The sequence below is a fragment of the Actinomycetospora sp. genome, assembly GCF_036497245.1.
GTDB lineage: Bacteria > Actinomycetota > Actinomycetes > Mycobacteriales > Pseudonocardiaceae > Actinomycetospora.
The window spans coordinates 1-14047 of the sequence record NZ_DASXJS010000053.1 but is presented as its reverse complement, the minus strand read 5'-3'; the positions used below and the strand labels follow the sequence as shown (position 1 = coordinate 14047).

Here is a 14047-nt window from a genome sequence, read left to right as displayed (position 1 = left end):
GGGGCGTCCGCGCCACGACTCCGACGAGGGTGGGGACGACCCGCCGCGGTGAGCCCACCTTCGCCCGGGCCACGACCGGGGTCCCGACCTGGCGAGGGAACTCCGCGGGGCGGCGCACCGACCTTGCTGCCGGGGCCGCGGAGGTGCCGTCGGAACCGACGCGCGGCGAACACAATTCCACCGGCCATTCCACCGGCTCGTGAGCATCGACGTGCGGCACACACACTGCCGCCGGATGCGGAGGGTGCTGTCGAGACCGACGTGGGGCGAACACCAGTCCGCTCACCAGATACCGCGCTGTCAGCACCGGCGCGGCGTACACACAGTTCCGCCGGCCCGACGACGCGGGAGGGCCGGGCGCTCCCGACACAGGCCGGCGAGGACCCTCCCGACCTGGCGAGCGATCACCTCTCGTGCGGCGGAACGCCACCGGGTCCGAGGCGCCCCGCCGCGCAGTCGTCGATCACGCCGCCGCACGGTGGACCGACCGCGCCCCCTTCACCACCAGAAGCTTCCCGGCCGAACCGGGGCCGCCCGATCCCGACTCGCGGAGCCCAGCGCACGCACCCTCCACCCCAACTCCCACCCCCACCCCGCGGGTCGAACTCCCTGGGACCTCCACGGCCCATACCCCGCGCACTCGGCCGGCAGGGATGTGTGCGCCACGCGTCGATTTCGACAGCACCGCCCGCACCCGGCAGGAATGTGTGCGCCACGCGTCGGTGCCGGCGTCGTCGAACGCGGGAACCGTGCGCGCAGCGCGCAGGTCGGGGCAGCCGGGCCCGACTAGATCCAGTTGCGGACGCGCACCGCGTTCGGGTCGAGGGCCGGTCGCTCGGCGTCCTCGACGTCGGGGCGCGGGGTCCCGTCGACGTCGTGGACCGCACCGCAGCAGGTGCAGCGCAGGTAATCGGAGTCCTCCGCCAGTGGGCGGCGACAGCGGCCGCAGTGCCAGAGTCGGAAGGCCGACCGGCTGTCCGTGACGGTCACGCCGTCCTCCTTCGGGATCGATTCCGTGAAGCAATGTCCAGGATGCCACCGGCCCGGTCCGGACGCCCGTCCGGTCCGCCTCGCACGGCCATGTCCGCCGTCACCCCGTGAGGGCCGACCCGCGCACCGCCGGGAGTACGTCGGCGAGCACCCGGTCGACCAGGGCGAGGTCGTCGGCACCGAGGTCGGCGCGGGCCGTGAGCCGCAGCCGTGACGTGCCCTCCGGCACCGACGGGGGCCGGAAGCAGCCGGCCCGCAGTCCGGCCGCGGCGCAGGCGTCCCGCGCTGCCGTCGCCAGTTCCGGTTCGCCGAGCACGACGGGAACCATCGCCGCGGTCGGCTCCGCCACCCCGGCCCACGAGGCCGCCGCCCGCGCCGAGGCCGCGACGGACGCGGCGGCGGCGTGCAGCGCCGCGACCCGCTCCGGCTCCGCGCGCAGCACACCGAGCGCGGCCCGGGCCGCGCCGGCGGCCGCGGGGGCCAGGCCCGTGTCGAAGATGAACGAGCGGGCGGCGTCGATCAGGTGGGCGATGACGTCGGCGTCCCCGAGCACCACACCGCCCTGGGAGCCGAGCGATTTCGACAGCGTCGCCGTGACGACCACACCCCGCTCCCCTGCGAGCCCGGCCTCCGCGACCAGCCCGGCGCCGGGACTCAACGCCGGGCCGCGCACGCCGAGCCCGTGGGCATCGTCGACGAGCAGCACGGCACCGCGCGCCCGGCACACCTCGGCGAGCGCACCCAGCGGGGCGAGCCCGCCGTCCACGGAGTCGACGCCGTCGGTGACCACCACGCGCCGGGACTCCGGGGCGGCCGCGAGGACGGCGTCCACCTCGGCGGGGACCGAGCAGCGCGACACCACGACCCGCGCCCGCGACAACCGGGCCGCGTCCACGAGGGAGGCGTGCGCCGCGACGTCGGAGACGACGAGCGCCCCGCGCCCGGACAGCGCAGTGACGGCGCCGAGGTTCGCGGTGTAGCCCGAGGAGAACACCAGCGCGGCCTGCGCACCGCAGAACGCGGCCAGCTCGTCCTCGAGGTCGGCGTGCAGGCGGGTCGATCCGGTCACCAGGCGCGATCCCGTCGAGCCCGCACCCCAGGTCCGCGTCGCCGCGACCGCGCCCTCGACGACGCGGGGGTCGCGGGCGAGGCCGAGGTAGTCGTTGGAGGCCAGGTCGACGAGCGGTTCGACGACCTCGCGCGGGGACAACGACCGGCGCAGGCCCGCCGCCCGGCGGGCCTGCGCCGTCTCGTCCAGCCAGGCCAGGGGGTCGCCGCTCACAGCCGACACCCTAGGGACCGATCAGCCGCCGACCGGGAAGGTGGTCGTCGCCGGCTCCGGCGGGGTCGGGGCGGACCGTGTCGCCCGGTCCAGCTCCGCTCCGCTGCGTGTCCCCGCCCCCAACCGGTCCGTCGACGCCGGGACGAACCGGTCGCCGTCGAGGACGGACATCCGGGCGGTCGCGATGTCGAAGAACAGCCCGACCAGCCGCACGCGGCCCTGCGCGACCGCGTCCGCCACACCGGGGTGTCGGGCCAGCCGGTCGAGCTGGACGGCGACGTTCACCATCGCCAGCCGGTCGACGTCGCTCGCGCCCGCGGCACCGGCGCGCTCGCCGACCGGATGGCCGCCGCGGAACCGCGACAGGCTCTCCGCGGCACCCGTCAACCACCGCCCGAGAGCTCCGCCGTCCCCGCCGTTACCGCCGTCGGAGGTCGCCGACGCACGCAGCACCGTCTGCATGGCCCCGCAGCCGGAGTGGCCGCAGACGACGAGCGTCGGCACTCCCAGCGCGTCGAGGGCGTACTCGACGGTGGCGCCGACCGAGTCGTCCCCGCGACCCCCGAGCGGGGCGAGGTTGCCGACGTTGCGCACGGTGAACAGGTCGCCCGGCCCCGACGACGTCAGGACGTTCGGCACCACCCGGGAGTCGCTGCAGGTCAGGAACCACGCGTGCGGGGCCTGGCCCTCGGCGAGGTCGGACAGGTACGGCGCGACGAGACCGGCGGCGCGGCGGTGGTACTCCCGCAGCCCGGTGAGGATGGCGTCCTGTCCGGCCTGCCAGACCGACCACGGGGCGAGGAAGCGGGGCACCGGCCCGGGCCGCCGATCGCCGGGACCGCCCGCCGTCGCCTCCCGGCGCGCGACGAGGCCCATCGTCCCGACCTCGTCGATGCGCACCGAGCCGCCGGCGATCCGGCGGCGCTCCTCCCACTCGGAGAGGTGGTCGTAGGCGGCGTGGTCGAGGTAGTCGGTGACGAGGTCGACGACGACGTCGGCCCCCTCGGGAATCCGGGCGAGCCGCCGCGAGAGACGGGGGATCGACAGGAAGCACAGAGCGCCCTCGACGACGACGTGCCACGCGCCGTCCGCTTCCCCGTCGGCGCCGCGCGAGGGCTCCTGGACCTCGATCGACGCCCACACCACGCGCCGCAGCACCATGAGCAGCGCGAGCCCGAGACCGACGAGCACGCCGGTGAGCAGGTCGACGAGCACGACGCCGAGGATCGTCACGACGTACATCGGCAGCTCGCCGTGGCGGTGCAGCTCGCGCATGTGCGCGACGTTCACCAGCTTCGCGCCGATGTGGACGAGCAGCCCCGCGAGGACGGCCATCGGGATCTGTTGGACGAGGCCGAGCAGCGCCACCGAGAAGACCACGATCCAGACGCCGTGCAGGATCGCCGACGCCCGCGTCCGCGCCCCGGCCGCGGCGTTGGTGGAGCTCCGGACGATGACCCCGGTGATCGGCAGGCCGCCGAGCAGCCCGGAGACGGTGTTGCCCGCGCCCTGGCCGACCAGCTCGCGGTCGAGGTCGGACGTCGTGCCCGGGCGCAGCTTGTCGACCGCGACGGCCGACAGCAGGCTCTCGATCGAGGCGATGATCGCGACGGTGAACACGCCGACGATCACGCCCCCGAGGTCGGAGGTGGGCAGCACCGGCAGGGCGATCGCGTCGAGGACCGACCCGCCGACCTCCACCCGCTCGACGGGCAACGCCAGCACCGTGGCGACGACCGTGAGCAGCGTGACCGCGAGCAGGGGCGCCGGGATGTTCCGCACCCACGCGGGGACGCTCCCCGGCAGCCGGGGCCAGGCGAGCAGGATCGCGATGACGGCGAGGCCGAGGGTGGCCGCCGGTCCGTGGACCGAGACGAGCTGGGCCGGCAGGGCGAGCACGTTCGCGATCGCGTCGTCCTGCTGCTCCCCGCCGAGGACGACGTGGAGCTGGCCCAGCACGATCGTCAGGCCGATGCCGGCGAGCATCCCGTGCACGACGGCGGGTGAGATCGCGAGCGCCGCGCGCCCGGCCTTCGAGACGCCGAAGAGGATCTGGAGCACGCCCGCCGCGACGGTGATCGCGCAGGTCACGCCCCAGCCGAAGCGGTTGACCAGGTCGGCGACGATCACCGTGAGACCGGCCGCGGGCCCGCTGACCTGCAACGGCGACCCACCGAGGGCACCGGCGACGAGACCGCCGACGGCCGCGGCGATGAGCCCGGCGGTCAGCGGGGCGTCGGACGCGACCGCGATGCCCAGCGAGAGCGGGACGGCGACGAGGAAGACGACCAGCGAGGCGGGCAGGTCGTAGCGCAGGTTCGCCCGCAGGTCGGCGAGGGCGCCGCCGACGCCGGCCGGGGGGCGGGAGGGGGGTGGGGAGGACGGGGCGGGGGGCGACGTGGAGGGGGGAGCGCTCATGGGTGAGGGGAGTCCTCCGGACGGATCGTCTCGACGCAGGCGGCACGCGACGTCGTCGTCGCGACCGGCGGCGCCCGGGGCGGTCCGAGCGGCCTGCGCCGTCGTCGGCGGCAGTGGGCCCGGGATGGTGTGCACGCGGAACGAAAGCGGGCGTCTGGGACGAACCGGACGTTCCGAGAAGCCAGTCTGCCCGAGTCCGGTAGCGCACAACCCGGTTCACCCGTCGTTCACGTGACTGCCGGTTCCGGGTTCGGCGTCCCGGCCTCGCCCGGACCCGGCCGGAGGGACATCGCCCGGGACGATGATCACGCTCGGGCGCGGTGCGCCGTTCGGCTCCGTGACCCGGATCGCCCGATTGCGTCGTTCGGGTGATTATCGGACAGAACGCCCTCCCGGGCCCGGACCGGGCAGCGTCGGGCACGACGTTCCGCCGCGACACACACGCGCCACACGGGTCAGCCCGCGGCCGCCGCCGCGACGACGGCCCGGGCGATCCGCTCGACGTCGTCGTCCGGGGTGACGAACGGCGGCATCGTGTAGACGAGGTCGCGGAACGGCCGCAGCCACACACCGTGGGACTCGGCGGCGGCCTGGGCGGCCGGGACGTCGACGGCGTGGTCGAGGGCCACCACGCCGATGGCGCCGAGCACGCGCACGTCCCGCACCCCGGGCAGCTCGCGCGCCGGCGCGAGACCGGCCCGCAGCCGCTTGCCGATCCCCGCCACCTCGCCGCGCCAGTCCCGGCGCAGCAGCTCGTCGATGCTGGCGAGCGCGACCCGCGCGGCCAGCGGATTGCCCATGAACGTGGGCCCGTGCATGAGCCCCCCGCCGCCGCGCTCGTCGCTGACCGCCGCTGCCACCGCGGAGGTGCACAGGGCCGCGGCGAGCGTGAGGTATCCCCCGGTGAGCGCCTTCCCGACGCACAGCACGTCCGGTGACACCCCGGCGTGCTCGGCGGCGAAGAGCTCGCCGGTCCGCCCGAACCCGGTGGCGATCTCGTCGAACACCAGCACCAGATCGTGCCGGTCGGCGATCTCGCGGAGTGCGGCCAGGTGCCGCGGGTCGTGGAACCGCATCCCGCCCGCCCCCTGGACGACGGGCTCCACGATGATCCCCGCGAGCTGGTCGGCGTGGGCGTCCGCGACGGCGGCGAGGTGCTCGTCGTAGGCCTCGGTGTATTGCGCGGGCGGGCCGTCGGCGAAGACCTGCTCCGGCAGGAAGCCCTTCCAGAGCGCGTGCATCCCGCCGTCCGGATCGCACACGCTCATCGCGGCGAACGTGTCGCCGTGGTACCCGCCGCGCCAGGTCATCATCCGGGTGCGCCCGGGCCTGCCGCGGGCCCGCTGGTACTGCAGACACATCTTCACCGCGACCTCGACCGACACCGACCCGGAGTCGGCGAGGAAGACGTGGCGCAGCGGCTCGGGGGTGATCTCGACGAGCCGGGTCGCGAGCTGCACGGCGGGGTCGTGGGTGAGGCCGCCGAACATCACGTGGCTGTACTCGTCGGCGGCCGTGCGCAGGGCCGCGTCGAGCGCCGGGTGCCGGTAGCCGTGCACCGCGGCCCACCACGAGCTCATGCCGTCGACCAGCTCGCGCCCGTCGTCGAGGGTGAGCCGGACCCCGCGGGCCGAGGTGACCACCAGCGGGTCGGTGCGCCCGGGCATCGGGCCGTAGGGGTGCCAGACGTGCTCGCGGTCGCGGACCCGGAGATCCTGGTCGGGCGCGGGTCGCGACGGGCCTGGGGCACTGGACACGCCTACGATCGTCGGTCATGGCCGCGCGGGGGGTGACGCACGGGTCGGCGACGGGAGATCCGTCGTCGGCTCCGACGACGTCGGGCTCGGCCGAGGACGCCTTCTCCCGCCGCCGCGAGGTCGCCGCGACCAGCGCCCGGTCACTGCTGCTCACGGTGCTCGGGGAGTTCGTCCTCCCGCGGGGCGAGCCGGTCTGGACCCAGGCCCTGCTCGACGCGCTCGCCTCCGTCGGGGTCGAGGAGAAGTCCGCCCGGCAGGCGCTCGCCCGGACCGCCGCGGACGACGTCGTCGTCTCCGAACGGGCCGGACGCCGGGTCCGCTGGTCCCTGACGGCGTCCGGGGAGCGGCTGCTCACCGAGGGAGCGGAACGGATCTACGCCCACGGGGCGCACCGGCCGCCCTGGGACGGCCGCTGGCTCGTGCTCGTCGTGAGCGTCCCCGAGGCCCAGCGCGCGCTGCGCCACCAGCTGCGCACCCAGCTCGCGTGGGCGGGACTCGGCTCCCCCGCGCCCGGGGTGTGGGTGTGCCCCGACGCCGAACGGGTCACCGAGGCCCACCGCGCGCTGGCCGACGTGGGGCTCGACACGGGCGCGCTGGTCGTGGTCGGCGGCACCCACGGGGGTCTCTCCGACGCCGAGCTCGTCGCCCAGGCCTGGGACCTGCGCGAGCTCGAGGCCCGCTACGCGGAGTTCGTCGAGCGGTTCGCCGGCCTCGAGCCCGACCCGATCGCGGTGCTGCCTGCGCAGGTCCGGCTGGTCGACGCCTGGCGGCGGTTCCCGTTCCTCGACCCGCAGTTACCGGCCGAGCTGCTCCCCGCGGGCTGGGTCGGGGCGCGGGCCGCCGAGGTGTTCCGCCGCCGCCACGAGGCGTGGGCGCCCGGCGCGCGGGACGCCTTCGCCGCCCTGGGCTGAGCCCGACTTGCGTTCGAGCGCGCTCGAAGGACCAGGCTGGCCCCGGTTCATCCGTCACAGCGCGAGGAGATCGCCCCATGGAGCTCGGCTTTCACATCCCGATCTTCGACATCGACGGCGGCCCGACGGCCATCGCCGCCGAGCTGGCCCGGGTGGGAAGTGCCGCGGAGTCCTCCGGCGCGAGCTGGCTCTCGTTCATGGACCACTTCTTCCAGATCGAGCCGACCGGGCTGCCCGCCGAGGCCAACATGCTCGAGGGCTACACCACCCTCGGCTTCCTGGCCGCCCACACCTCGACGATCGACCTGGCCCTGCTGGTCACCGGCGTGACCTACCGCCACCCGGCGGTGCTCGCGAAGATCGTGACCACGCTCGACGTGCTGTCCGGGGGCCGCGCGGTGCTCGGGATCGGCGCGGCGTGGTTCGAGCGCGAGCACCGGGGCCTCGGCGTCCCGTTCCCGCCGCTGGCCGAGCGCTTCGAGCGACTCGAGGAGGCGCTGCAGATCTGCGCGCAGATGTGGGACCCGAAGGACAACGGGCCCTACGGCGGCACGCACTACCAGCTCGCCGAGACGCTGTGCTCGCCGCAGCCGCTCCACCGGCCGCGGGTGCTGATCGGCGGGGGCGGCGAGCGCAAGACGCTCCGGCTGGTCGCGCAGTACGGGGACGCGTGCAACCTGTTCGCCTCGTCCCCCGCGGACATCGAGCACAAGCTCGACGTCCTGCGCCGCCACTGCGACGACGTCGGCCGGAACTACGACGACATCCGCGTGACGATCATGGCGAACAACCCGCGGCCCGGCCCGGACACCGTCGACGAGTTCGTCCACGCGATGGTCGAGTACGCCGCGCTCGGCGTGGACGCCGTGATGGTCACCCCGACGACGGGTGCGCCTGCGGCGTGGATCGACGGGATGGCCCCGGCCGTGCCGAAGCTCGCCGAGCTCGGGTAGGTGCGCTGGAGGCCACCTACGCGGTGGGGAACCAGATTTCCCAGGCGATGCCGTCCGGGTCGGCGAAGGACACGAACTCGGCGTAGCCCGCGTCGCGCACCGGCGAGTGCTCGACCCCCTGCGCGTCGAGGTGGGTGACCCAGGCCTCCAGCGCCGCACGGTCGGTCACCGTGACCGCGAGGTGGTCGAGGCCGGTGCGCTGCGGGTCGAAGCGATCGTCCGAGCGCTCGTACGGCTCGTGGATCCCGAGCACCAGTCCGGAGTCGGGATGGCGGACGAGCTGCCGCGGATGCCGCGCCTCGGGCGGGCCCTCGCGGCGTTCGCTCGCCCGCAGGAACCCGAGCACGCGCTCGTAGAACGCCACGCTGGCCGCCATGTCGCGCACGGTGAGCGCGACATGGGCGGCCTGCGTGAACGTGGGTGTGGCCACTACTGGATCCACACCGTCTTCGCGTTGGTGAACGTCTGCGTGCCGAAGCTGGCGAGCTCCCGGCCGTACCCGGAGTTCTTGGACCCGCCGAACGGGACCTCCGGCGTCGAGGCGGTGACCTTGTTGATGTACATCATGCCGGTCTCGACCTCGTTGACCAGGCGCTCCGCCTCACCCGCGTCCTGGGTCCAGGCGCTGCCCCCGAGCCCGAAGCTGGAGTCGTTGGCGATCGCGATGGCCGCGTCGAGATCCTTCGCCCGGAAGAACAGCGCCACCGGGCCGAAGAGCTCCTCGTAGTACGCCGGCGCGTCCTTCGGGATGTCCGCGAGCACCGACGGCGGGTAGAAGTTGCCCTTCCCACCCATCGGCTTGCCCCCGGTGAGGAGCTTGGCGCCCGCCGCCACCGAGTCCTGCACCTGCTTGTCGAGCTCCTCGAGGCCCTGCGGTCCCGACATCGGCCCGAGGTCGGTGTCCGCCGCCATCGGGTCTCCGACCTTGAGCGCCTCCACCTTGCCGACGAGGAGCCGCTGGAACTCGTCGGCCACCTGCTCGTGGACGATGATCCGCTTGGCGTTGATGCACGACTGGCCGTTGTTCAGCATCCGCGAGGAGATGGCCGCGTCCGCGGTGGCGTCCAGGTCGGCCGAGGGCATGACGATGAAGGCGTCGCTGCCGCCGAGCTCGAGGACGCTGGTCTTGACGTTCTGCCCGGCCCGGGCGCCGACCTCACGGCCGGCCGGCTCGCTGCCGGTGAGGGTCACGGCACGCACGCGGTCGTCGTCGACCATGGCCTCGATCATCGACGAGCCGATGAGCAGCGTCTGGAACACGTCCCGCGGGAAGCCGGCCCGCACGAGGATGTCCTCGATGGCCAGCGCCACCTGCGGCACGTTCGAGGCGTGCTTGAGCAGCCCGACGTTGCCGGCCATGAGCGCGGGGCACAGGAAGCGGAAGACCTGCCAGTAGGGGAAGTTCCACGGCATGATCGCCAGGACCGGGCCCAACGGCTGGTACCGGGTGAACACCCGGGCGTTCGCCGGGGCGTCCGCGGGCTCCCACGGGTGGTCGGCGAGGTGCTCGGCGGCGTGGTCGGCGTACCAGCGGCACCCGAGCGCGCACTTGCCGACCTCCGCCTTCGCCGCCGCGAAGGTCTTGCCCATCTCCAGGGTCGCGAGCTCGGCCAGACGGTCGGTCTCGGCGTCGAGGATGTCGGCGGCGGCGCGCATCCACCCGGCCCGCTGGGAGAACGTCGTGTCGCGATAGCTCTGGAACGCGTCCCAGGACCGCTGGATCCGGTCCTCGAGCTCCTGCTGGGTCAGGGAGTCGAACTCCCGGACGGTCTCCCCGGTGGCGGGATTCGTCGTCGCGATGGCCATGTCTCCGGTCTACCCCTTCTCCGCGCGCGTGCACACGCCTCACCCTTCAAGCGTCAACGGTCGTGGCGTGCGTCCCGCAGGCTGTGGCGTGGCCCACATTGTCCGGCTCCTGGTGCTGCGGCGCTACGGGGCCTCGAGGCCCGGGTAGACGCGCCGCGCGTTGCCGCCGAGCACCGCGTCGGTGAGCTCCTCGGAGAGCCCGAGGTCGCGGATCGCGGCGATGTTGCGGCCCGGGCTCGCGGCGGGCGAATCGGTCCCGAAGATGCACTTCGCGGCGACCCGGTCCAGCCCGGAGCTCGCGTAGTAGGTCGGCAGGCGCTTGGGAGGCAGGCCGGCGATGTCGAGCCAGACGTTCTCGCGGGTGAGGGCGAGGGACGCGGCGGCGTCGTAGCTCCAGCCGCGGCCGCCGTGGGCGAGCACGACGGTGATCTCGGGGAAGTCGCGCAGCACGTCGTCGATGAGCACCGGGTCGCCGTGGCGCGACGTGGCACCGGGGAAGAACGACGGCCCGGTGTGGACGATCACCGGGATCCCGCGCTCCACGCACCGGGCGTAGGCCGGGTAGAGCTCCCGGTCGTTCGGGGCGATCCCGGCGTGCACCGGGTGAATCTTGAGCGCGACGGCGCCGAGGTCGAGCTGACGGTCCACCTCGCGCGCGACCGGGTGGTGCACGTGCGGGTTGACGTTGGCGACGATCCGGAAGCGCTCCGGGTCGTGCTCGACGATCGGCAGCACGTCCTCGACGGTCTGCCACCCGGTGGCCTTGGGGCTGTACTCGCAGAACAGCAGCACCCGGTCCGCGCCCTCGTCGGCGAAGTACCGGCTGACCGCGGCGGGGATCGGCGCGCCGTCGTCGTCGTAGATCGCCGCCCAGGACTCGGCGTCCCCGGCCGCCCCCATCCATTGGTCCCACGACACCTTCAGCCGCGCCAGGTGGGCGACGTGGACGTGGGCGTCGACGATCATCGAGAGGTGGCCTCCGGCCTCGTGAGCACTTTCGGGGCCTATCGCACCAGAAAGTGCTCACGAAGGCTCCGCCCCCCTAGTCGAACAGGTCCGGATCCGTGCGCACGATCTCGTCCCAGAGCGGCTGGAAGGAGAACCAGCCCGCGTACTCGGTGCCGGTCTGGTCGGCGGAGAACTTCGCGTTCGGGTGGTCGATCTGCGTCGGCGTCCCGGCGGCCTCGGCGAGCAGCTGGGCCTGGCAGTTGCGCTCGGTGTTGACGAACCACCACGCGGCCTCGGCCACCGTCCGGCCGACCGTGAAGATCCCGTGGTTCTGGTGGAAGACCATCTTGCGGCCGGTGAGCCCGGTGGAGAGCGCGCGCCCGACCTCCGGGTCGAGCACGACCGCGCCCCGGCCCTCGGTGACGACCCCGTGGTTCTCGTAGAGCGTGCAGGCGTCCTGGGTGATCGGGTCGAGCGGGCGCGCGAGCGAGGACCACGCCTTGCCGTACACCGAGTGGGCGTGCGCGGCGGCCACGACGTCCGGGTGGCCGGCGTGCACCGCGGAGTGGATGACGAACCCGGCCTGGTTCACCGGCCTGGTGCCATGCACGACGTCGCCGTGGTGATTCACCGCGATGAGGTCCGAGACCCGGATGTGCCGGAAGCTCATCCCGAACGGGTTCACCCAGAACATGTGCGGGTCCTCGGGGTCGCGCACCGTGATGTGACCGGCGATCCCCTCACCGAACCCGAACCGCCCGAAGACCCGGAACGCGCCGGCGAGCTGCTGCTTGCGGTGCAGCCGCTCCTCGGCGCTCGTCGCGAACGTCGGCGGCTGCGGCATCACGATGCCCTCCTGCGAGGGCCGGAAGGCGGACATGCCGCCGTCGTCGGATGTGGCGGAGCTGGATTCCTGCGTCGGTGCGGCCATGTCCCCGACGGTGCGCCGGGGCACGCGAGCAGGTCAAGACCTCGGCGCACGGGGGCGGAGCGGAGGATGATCGACCGCGACCCCTTCCGTCATCCCACGAGAGGCAGCCCGACGATGCCCGTGCCCGGCGTCCCGCTCTCCAAGCTCGGTTTCCTGACCATCGGGACGTTCGACGGGGACGATCCCGGGCCCGGCCACGAGCACCTGCTCGCCGAGATCGAGCTGGCCGAACAGCTCGGCTTCGACAGTGTCTGGCTGCGTCACCGCCACCTGCAGTACGGGGTGTCCTCGCCGGTGACGCTGCTCGCGGCGGCCTCGCAACGGACCTCGCGCATCGAGTTCGGCACGGCCGTCACCCCGCTGGGCTGGGAGAATCCGCTGCGCTACGCCGAGGATCTCGGCACCCTCGACATCCTCTCCGGCGGCCGGATGAACCCGGGCGTCAGCGTCGGCCCGCCGATGCACTGGGACGACGTCAAGGGCGCGCTCTACCCCGACACCGCCGACGCCGAGGACTTCAGCTACGAGCGGGTCGCCCGGCTCCACCGCCTGCTGCGCGGCGAGCCCGCCAGCACGTTCTCCGGGACCGAGGGCATCGAACAGTTCTCCGACCACGTCCAGCCGCACTCGCCCGGGCTCGCCGACCGCCTCTGGTACGGCGCGGCCAGCGAGAGCTCCGCCCGCCGCGCCGGGGAACAGGGGCTGAACCTGCTCACGTCCAGCGTCGTGCGGGTCGCCCCCGACGAGGAGCCGGACTTCGCCGCCATCCAGGCCCGCTCGATCCGGGCCTTCCGGGCCGCGTTCGAGGAGGCGGGGCACGGCACCGCGGACACGGCCCGGGTCTCGCAGGGCCTCGTCGTCATCCCGACCGACTCCGCGACCGCCGAGCAGCGCGCGAGGTACGAGGCCTACGTCGACGCGCGCACCCCGCGGACGTCGGCCCCCCAGGGCCCGGGGCGACTGCTGTTCGCGCGCGACGTCCTCGGCACCTCGGAGGAGATCGCGGAGGCACTCCACGCCCACGCCGGCTTCCGGGAGGCCCGCGAGGTCGTGTTCGCGCTGCCGTTCTCGTTCGCCCACGAGGACTACGTACAGATCCTCACCGACATGGCCACCCGGCTCGGTCCGGCGCTCGGGTGGACCGGGACGAGCGGAGCGACGGGAAGCGAGGCCGCACGATGACGGTCCACGTGGAGCGCGACGGAGCCGTCACGACGGTGACCATCGACCGGCCCGCCCGCCGCAACGCCGTCGACGGTCCCACCGCCGCCGCGCTCGCCGACGCCTTCCGGGCGTTCGACGCCGACGACGAGGCCGCGGTCGCCGTACTGCACGGTGCGGGCGGGACGTTCTGCGCCGGCGCCGACCTCACCGCCGTCGCCACGCCGGAGGCCAACCGCACCGAGCCCGACGGCGACGGGCCGATGGGCCCCACCCGCATGCGCCTGTCCAAGCCGGTGATCGCCGCGGTCGCGGGGCACGCGGTGGCGGGCGGGCTGGAGCTCGCGCTGTGGTGCGACCTGCGCGTCGCCGACGAGACCGCGGTGTTCGGCGTGTTCTGCCGGCGGTGGGGCGTACCGCTGATCGACGGCGGAACGGTGCGCCTGCCCCGTCTCATCGGGACGAGTCGCGCGATGGACCTGGTCCTGACCGGCCGCGCCGTCGATGCCGCCGAGGCGCACGCGATCGGGCTGGCGAACCGGGTGGTGCCCGCCGGGGAGGCCCTGGTGGCGGCGCAGATCCTCGCCCGCGACCTCGCGGCGTTCCCGCAGGTCTGCCTGCGCGGCGACCGGGCGTCGGTGCTCCACCAGGAGGGTCTCGACGAGCAGGCCGCCCTGGCCGCGGAGTTCGCCCGCGGCCGGGCGGCGCTGGACGCCGAGACCGTGGCCGGCGCGGCCCGGTTCGCCTCCGGGGAGGGCCGCCACGGCAAGTTCGGGGAGGCCTGACGGTCAGGGCGGTCGGCGGGAGCCCTGCGGGTGGTCGCGGCGCCCAGCTGTGCGCACCGACGCGTGACGCACACACTCCGGGCGGATGCGAAGGGTGCTGCCGAA

Annotated in this window: 12 protein-coding genes; 4 read left to right on the top strand and 8 right to left on the bottom strand. The window is 74.1% G+C overall.

The genetic code is table 11. The features are described from left to right. Nucleotides 1-786: 786 nt before the first annotated feature. The 4 genes from VGI02_RS06035 to bioA form a co-directional block, all read right to left on the bottom strand. The gene (locus VGI02_RS06035) at nt 787-990 is read right to left on the bottom strand and encodes a hypothetical protein (RefSeq protein WP_331626373.1); all 204 of its coding nucleotides are present in this window, start codon (nt 988-990) and stop codon (nt 787-789) included. A 100-nt stretch (nt 991-1090) separates the two neighbouring features. After that, the gene (locus tag VGI02_RS06030) at nt 1091-2281 is read right to left on the bottom strand and encodes an 8-amino-7-oxononanoate synthase (protein WP_414638201.1); all 1191 of its coding nucleotides are present in this window, start codon (nt 2279-2281) and stop codon (nt 1091-1093) included. Between the two features lie 12 nt (nt 2282-2293). Next, nucleotides 2294-4690 (bottom strand): SulP family inorganic anion transporter, encoded by a 2397-nt coding sequence (locus tag VGI02_RS06025; protein ID WP_331626371.1) that lies wholly within the window; start codon nt 4688-4690, stop codon nt 2294-2296. A gap of 455 nt (nt 4691-5145) precedes the next feature. After that, on the bottom strand, nt 5146-6447 hold the full coding sequence (gene bioA / locus VGI02_RS06020) for an adenosylmethionine--8-amino-7-oxononanoate transaminase (RefSeq protein WP_331626370.1): 1302 nt from the start codon (nt 6445-6447) through the stop codon (nt 5146-5148). A 17-nt stretch (nt 6448-6464) separates the two neighbouring features. Between bioA and VGI02_RS06015 the strand changes: the two genes are divergently transcribed. Together VGI02_RS06015 and VGI02_RS06010 are read left to right on the top strand one after the other, a co-directional pair. Further along, nucleotides 6465-7358, top strand: a complete 894-nt coding sequence (locus VGI02_RS06015; RefSeq protein WP_331626369.1) for a PaaX family transcriptional regulator — start codon at nt 6465-6467, stop codon at nt 7356-7358. A gap of 77 nt (nt 7359-7435) precedes the next feature. After that, nucleotides 7436-8311: an LLM class F420-dependent oxidoreductase gene (locus VGI02_RS06010; protein WP_331626368.1), complete on the top strand. Its 876-nt coding sequence runs from the start codon at nt 7436-7438 to the stop codon at nt 8309-8311. Nucleotides 8312-8327: 16 nt separating this feature from the next. On the opposite strand, the gene VGI02_RS06005 is transcribed toward VGI02_RS06010, so the two are convergent. The 4 genes from VGI02_RS06005 to VGI02_RS05990 all read right to left on the bottom strand — a co-directional run bounded on the left by VGI02_RS06005 (nt 8328) and on the right by VGI02_RS05990 (nt 11996). Continuing rightward, nucleotides 8328-8741, bottom strand: coding sequence for a VOC family protein (locus VGI02_RS06005; RefSeq protein WP_331626367.1), 414 nt, complete (start codon nt 8739-8741; stop codon nt 8328-8330). Beyond that, entirely contained in the window at nt 8741-10117 is a 1377-nt protein-coding gene (locus VGI02_RS06000; RefSeq protein ID WP_331626366.1) for an NAD-dependent succinate-semialdehyde dehydrogenase, read from the bottom strand. The genes VGI02_RS06005 and VGI02_RS06000 overlap by 1 nt, the downstream gene beginning before the upstream one ends. A gap of 123 nt (nt 10118-10240) precedes the next feature. Beyond that, on the bottom strand, nt 10241-11083 hold the full coding sequence (locus tag VGI02_RS05995) for an amidohydrolase family protein (RefSeq protein ID WP_331626365.1): 843 nt from the start codon (nt 11081-11083) through the stop codon (nt 10241-10243). Nucleotides 11084-11159: 76 nt separating this feature from the next. Next, nucleotides 11160-11996, bottom strand: coding sequence for a class II aldolase/adducin family protein (locus VGI02_RS05990; protein WP_331626364.1), 837 nt, complete (start codon nt 11994-11996; stop codon nt 11160-11162). 114 nt (nt 11997-12110) lie between these two features. On the opposite strand from VGI02_RS05990, the gene VGI02_RS05985 reads away from it, so the two are divergent. Both VGI02_RS05985 and VGI02_RS05980 read left to right on the top strand, forming a co-directional pair. Continuing rightward, the gene (locus VGI02_RS05985; RefSeq protein WP_331626363.1) at nt 12111-13178 is read left to right on the top strand and encodes an LLM class flavin-dependent oxidoreductase; all 1068 of its coding nucleotides are present in this window, start codon (nt 12111-12113) and stop codon (nt 13176-13178) included. Beyond that, nucleotides 13175-13942 carry a crotonase/enoyl-CoA hydratase family protein gene (locus VGI02_RS05980; RefSeq protein ID WP_331626362.1) on the top strand — a complete coding sequence of 256 codons (768 nt, stop codon included), beginning with the start codon at nt 13175-13177 and terminating at the stop codon, nt 13940-13942. Before VGI02_RS05985 ends, VGI02_RS05980 begins: the two co-directional genes overlap by 4 nt. The last annotated feature ends 105 nt before the right edge of the window (nt 13943-14047 follow it).

Bases quoted from the DNA above. Each gene is read 5' to 3' on its own strand.
- VGI02_RS05995 (WP_331626365.1), bottom strand. From the start codon at position 11,083: ATGATCGTCGACGCCCACGTCCACGTCGCCCACCTGGCGCGGCTGAAG.
- VGI02_RS05980 (WP_331626362.1), top strand. From the start codon at position 13,175: ATGACGGTCCACGTGGAGCGCGACGGAGCCGTCACGACGGTGACCATC.
- VGI02_RS05985 (WP_331626363.1), top strand. From the start codon at position 12,111: ATGCCCGTGCCCGGCGTCCCGCTCTCCAAGCTCGGTTTCCTGACCATC.
- VGI02_RS06000 (WP_331626366.1), bottom strand. From the start codon at position 10,117: ATGGCCATCGCGACGACGAATCCCGCCACCGGGGAGACCGTCCGGGAG.
- VGI02_RS05990 (WP_331626364.1), bottom strand. From the start codon at position 11,996: ATGGCCGCACCGACGCAGGAATCCAGCTCCGCCACATCCGACGACGGC.
- VGI02_RS06025 (WP_331626371.1), bottom strand. From the start codon at position 4,690: ATGAGCGCTCCCCCCTCCACGTCGCCCCCCGCCCCGTCCTCCCCACCC.
- VGI02_RS06010 (WP_331626368.1), top strand. From the start codon at position 7,436: ATGGAGCTCGGCTTTCACATCCCGATCTTCGACATCGACGGCGGCCCG.
- VGI02_RS06015 (WP_331626369.1), top strand. From the start codon at position 6,465: ATGGCCGCGCGGGGGGTGACGCACGGGTCGGCGACGGGAGATCCGTCG.